General features: G+C 71.7%; 2 protein-coding genes and 1 pseudogene. 1 reads left to right on the top strand and 2 read right to left on the bottom strand.

Translation table 11 applies throughout. The features are described from left to right. The first annotated feature begins 123 nt into the window (after positions 1-123). Positions 124-2,523 (top strand): HAD-IC family P-type ATPase, encoded by a 2,400-nt coding sequence (locus C1I97_RS31440; RefSeq protein ID WP_111006464.1) that lies wholly within the window; start codon positions 124-126, stop codon positions 2,521-2,523. Between the two features lie 12 nt (positions 2,524-2,535). On the opposite strand, the gene C1I97_RS31435 is transcribed toward C1I97_RS31440, so the two are convergent. Beyond that, the gene (locus C1I97_RS31435) at positions 2,536-3,324 is read right to left on the bottom strand and encodes a hypothetical protein (RefSeq protein ID WP_111006463.1); all 789 of its coding nucleotides are present in this window, start codon (positions 3,322-3,324) and stop codon (positions 2,536-2,538) included. Between the two features lie 157 nt (positions 3,325-3,481). After that, positions 3,482-4,942: pseudogene (locus C1I97_RS31430) on the bottom strand (sacsin N-terminal ATP-binding-like domain-containing protein); the annotation flags it as partial.

Below are 4,942 nucleotides of genomic sequence, written 5' to 3'. Positions count from 1 at the left end.
CACCGAGACGGGCGGGTGGGCCGAGCCCGCCGTACACCCACCGCACGACCTCCCTCCTCCCCAGGTCGGATCTTCCGCCCCTCCAACGCGTGCGGCCGCAGAACCCCACGTAACGTCGAAGGCATGACCCACATCGACGCGGACGCGGAGCTGCACCCCACGCACCCCGTGCCCGTCCCGGCGACGGCCCGGGCCACCGGCCTCACCTCCGCCGAGGTCGCGGAACGCAGAACCCGCGGCGAGATCAACGACGTCCCGGTCCGCAGCAGCCGCTCCCTCCCCGAGATCGTCCGCGCCAACGTCTTCACCAGGTTCAACGCGATCATCGGCGTACTGTGGCTGATCACACTCGCCGTCGCCCCCATCCAGGACAGCCTCTTCGGCTTCGTGATCATCGCGAACACCGGCATCGGCATCATTCAGGAGTGGCGGGCGAAGAAGACCCTGGACTCCCTCGCCGTCATAGGCGAGGTCCGCCCCACGGTCCGCCGCGACGGCACCGCCACCGAGATCGCCACCTCCGAGATCGTCCTCGGCGACCTCATCGAGATCGGCCCCGGCGACAAGGTCGTCGTCGACGGCACCTGCGTCGAGGCCGACGGCCTGGAGATCGACGAGTCCCTGCTCACCGGCGAGGCCGACCCCGTCGTCAAACGCCCCGGCGACCCCGTCCTGTCCGGCAGCTTCGTCGTCGCCGGCGGCGGCGCCTTCCAGGCCACCAGGGTCGGCCGCGAGGCCTATGCCGCCCAGCTCGCCGAGGAGGCGTCCCGCTTCACGCTCGTCCGCTCCGAGCTGCGCACCGGCATCTCCACCATCCTCAAGTACGTCACCTGGATGATGGTCCCGACCGCGATCGCCCTGGTCATCAGCCAGCTGGTGGGGAAGAACAGCGACCTGAGGGAGTCCGTCGCCCGCACCATCGGCGGCATCGTCCCCATGGTCCCCGAGGGCCTGGTCCTGCTCACCTCCGTCGCCTTCGCCATCGGCGTGATCCGGCTGGGCCGCAAACAGTGCCTGGTCCAGGAGCTGCCCGCCATCGAGGGCCTGGCCCGCGTCGACACGGTCTGCCTGGACAAGACCGGCACCCTCACCGAGGGCGGCATGGACGTCACCGAGCTGAGAGCCCTGGACGGCCACGACGAGACGTACATACGCAAGGCCCTCGGCGCCCTCGGCGAGTCCGACCCGCACCCGAACGCCTCCCTGCAGGCGATCATCGACGCCTGCCCCGACAGCGAGGAGTGGCGCTGTGTGGAGTCGCTGCCCTTCTCCTCCGCCCGCAAGTACAGCGGCGCCAGCTTCAGCGAGGGCAACGGCGAGTCCAGTACGTGGCTGCTCGGCGCCCCGGACGTCCTCCTGCCCGCCGACGCGCCCGCCCTCGCCGAGACCGGCCGGCTGAACGAGCAGGGCCTGCGCGTGCTGCTGCTCGCCCGCGCCACCGGTGACCTGGACGCCCCGGACGTCGCCCGGACCGTCGCGCCCGCCGCCCTCGTCGTCCTGGAGCAGCGGCTGCGGCCCGACGCGGCCGACACCCTGCGCTACTTCGCCGAGCAGAAGGTCCGCGCCAAGGTCATCTCCGGCGACAACGCGGTGTCCGTCGGCGCGGTCGCCGCGAAGGTGGGCCTCGACGGCACCGCCGTCGACGCGCGCGGGCTGCCCGCCGAGCGGGAGCCGATGGCCCAGGTGCTCGACGAGGCCACGGTGTTCGGGCGGGTCACCCCGCAGCAGAAGCGGGACATGGTCGGCGCCCTGCAGTCGCGCGGGCACACGGTCGCGATGACCGGCGACGGCGTGAACGACGTGCTCGCCCTGAAGGACGCCGACATCGGCGTGGCGATGGGCTCGGGCTCGGAGGCCACCCGGGCCGTCGCCCAGATCGTGCTGCTGAACAACAGCTTCGCGGTCCTGCCGTCCGTGGTCGCCGAGGGGCGGCGGGTCATCGGCAACATCACCCGGGTCGCGACGCTGTTCCTGGTGAAGACGGTCTACTCGGTGCTGCTGGCGGTGCTGGTGGTCTGCTCGCAGGTGGAGTACCCGTTCCTGCCGCGCCACCTGACCCTGCTGTCCACGCTGACCATCGGCGTCCCGGCCTTCTTCCTGGCCCTCGCCCCGAACGGCGAACGGGCCAGACCCCACTTCGTACGGCGGGTCATGCGCTACGCGCTGCCGGGCGGGATCGTGGCCGCCGTGGCGACCTTCGTGACCTACCTGGCCGCCCGCCACCACTACACCGGCCCGGACACCCTGGACGCGGAGACCAGCGCGGCCACGCTCACGCTGTTCCTGGTCGCGATGTGGGTCCTGGCGATCATCGCCCGCCCCTACACCTGGTGGCGCGTCGCCCTGGTGGCCTCGATGGGCGCGGCCTTCGTCCTCGTCCTGCTCGTGCCGGCCCTGCAGCGCTTCTTCGCACTGCACCTGGTCGGCACGGCGATGCCCTGGCTGGCGGTGGGCATCGCCGTGGTGGCGGCGGCCGTCCTGGAACTCCTGTGGAAGTGGGCCGACCGCCGCTTTACCGTCTAGGTCCGGCGCGGCTTACTTCACGTCGACGAAGTCACCCGCGGCGTTGACCGCCGGGGTGGTCGAGGTGCCCACGAAGGAATAGCGGTAGTAGCCGTCGACCGTGGCCTTGGTCGTGGTCTTCAGGTTCCCCTTGGAGTCCGTCTTGATGGTCTTCAGCGTCGTGTAGGTGCTGGAGCCCTTCTTGCGGAACTGCAGCTTCACCGACTGGCCGGTGTAGCCCGCGTACTTGCCGCTCTCCCAGTTGGCCCGGGTCAGCTTCCCGGTGACGGTGAGGGTCTTGCCCTTCTTCACCGGCTCGGGCGAGGCGTCGACGGTGAGCTTGGACAGACGCTGGATCTTGGCGGAGCCGAGATCGCCCTGCCAGGTCAAGCGCTCCTTGTCGTCCGCGGCGAGGCCGCCGACCTTCCAGGTGCCGGCCTCGGAGTTGAGCAGATCCTGTTCAGCCGGGCGGATGTCAATGGCCGCCGTGCACTTGAGGACCGTCGAGGATGCGGCCTTGCAGGTGCCGGGCTCGTCGCCGCCCTGGAAGCCGGTGGGCGAGGTGATCTTGGTGCCGCGGTAGAGAACCGGGCCGGTGGCAAAGGTGTCGGGATCGAGGCTCGCGGGGTGCGTCACGGTGTAGGTGACGGGAACGGAGACCTTGGCCGTGGCGCCGACGACGATGTTCTTGCCCTTGTTCACCTTGACATTCGAGAAGGTGACGGCCGGGCCGGGAGTACCGGCGGCCTGCGCGGCCGGGACGGCGAAGGCGGAGAGGGCCAGGGCGCCCGTGACGGCGGCCACAGTGGCTCGTATACGCATGCGTTCCCCAGATGGGAGAGGGGCCGCACGCCGGTCGTTCCTCGCGGTTCGTCTTCGGCGCGGGCCCAAGTGGTCGTGGAGTCTGCTTGACTCGCAAGATCAGATCCACGACCGGCGCACATGGTTGTACGAATCCTGGTTTTTTTGTGGACGTCCGTCAGTCGAACCAGCGGTCCCGCGCCAGTTCCTCCGTCCGGGACGGGTCCTCCAGCAGCGCCGCGACCTCGAAGCGGCGGGGCCACTGGCCGGACGCCCAGGCCAGGCCGGCGGCCACGCCCTCCAGGGTGGCCGCGTGCAGGACGCCGTCGGAGGTCAGGCGCCAGTCCAGCTCGGTGCCGTCGACGACGAGTTCCTCGTGCTCTACGTACGTGACGGGCGTGCGCGGGCCGAGCAGGACACGCACCGGCTCCGGTACGTCGTGCTCGGTGCCCTCGGAGTCGACCTCGCCGGTGACGGACTCGCTCAGCCGCCGCACCTGGAACAGCTCGGCCAGGTCGGCGGCCAGGGACGGCCGTACGGGCAGCAGCGGGACGCCGGAGGTGAACGGCAGCAGGTCCGGGGAGTCGCACACCACGGCGTCGGCGGCGTCCACGACCTCCACCCGGCCGTCGACCACGGCCCGCACCTCCTCCGGCAGCGTGACCTGTTCCGGGTCGAGTTCCGCCAGGTAGCCGTACAGGGCGTGCAGTTGGGCGGAGGTCACCGGGCGTTCGGGGTCGGCGAGCCGGTCCAGCAGCTCGGCGGCGCCGCCCGGTTCGTCGAGCAGGGCGGCGACGGACGTCCGGACGCCGAGCGCCCGCAGCACCTGCTCGTCGTCGAAGCCGGTGGCGTCCGCCTCGTCGTACAGGCCGCGCAGCAGCGGGTCGGAGCCGGCGGCCCGCAGGCCGGCCGGGCGGCGCCCGCCCAGCACCGGGTGGCCGCGCAGCCACCAGGCGGTGTACGGCCGGACGATCTCGTGGGTGCCGTCCGGCAGCAGGATCCGCACCGGCTGGGTGAGGGCGTCCCTCAGCGGCGGCCGGGACAGCAGGGCGAGGGCCCGGGGCCACTGGTCGTCGTCCACCAGGTCCAGGTCCCGTACCGCCACGAGCTCGGTGGCGACCGGCGGCACGGGGGTGTCCGGGAACCGGTCGAGGAGGTCCTCGCACCACACGTCCACCGCGTCGAGCAGCCCGGGGTCGTCCGGCTCAGGGAAGTCCCCTTCGCGCGGCTCGAGTTCGTCGGGGTCGAGGACGACGTCCGTGGCCCGTACGAGGACGAAGTCCACCAGCACACCGCACGCGGCGAGCGGCTGCTCGCCCCACTTCTCGGCCAGCTCCGCGTCCACGGACGCGAGTTCCCCTTCGTGCATGACGCGCGCGAACGGGCCGCCGGGGAAGACCAGTTCACCGGCCGGGGCGAGTTCGCCGTCCTCGTCGGGCAGGGCGAGCGCGCCGAGCCAGGGCTCGTCGCCGGGCTCCAGGCCCGCGTCCCGGACGAGGGCGAGGACGGTGTCGGCGAGTTCCTCGGCGTCCGGGGTGTCCTCGTCCCAGCCGCCGGTGTCCTCGTCGAGGGAGGCGGCGACGGCGGCCCGTACCTGCGGGGTGCTCACCACCCCGCAGGTACGGGCCTGTCCCTTATA

The organism is Streptomyces sp. NTH33, assembly GCF_003236365.1.
In the GTDB taxonomy this organism is placed as follows: Bacteria; Actinomycetota; Actinomycetes; order Streptomycetales; family Streptomycetaceae; genus Streptomyces.
Note: the sequence above shows the minus strand (reverse complement) of the source record. Positions and strands in the feature narration are given on the sequence as shown.

Bases quoted from the DNA above. Each gene is read 5' to 3' on its own strand.
- C1I97_RS31440 (WP_111006464.1), top strand. From the start codon at position 124: ATGACCCACATCGACGCGGACGCGGAGCTGCACCCCACGCACCCCGTG.
- C1I97_RS31435 (WP_111006463.1), bottom strand. From the start codon at position 3,324: ATGCGTATACGAGCCACTGTGGCCGCCGTCACGGGCGCCCTGGCCCTC.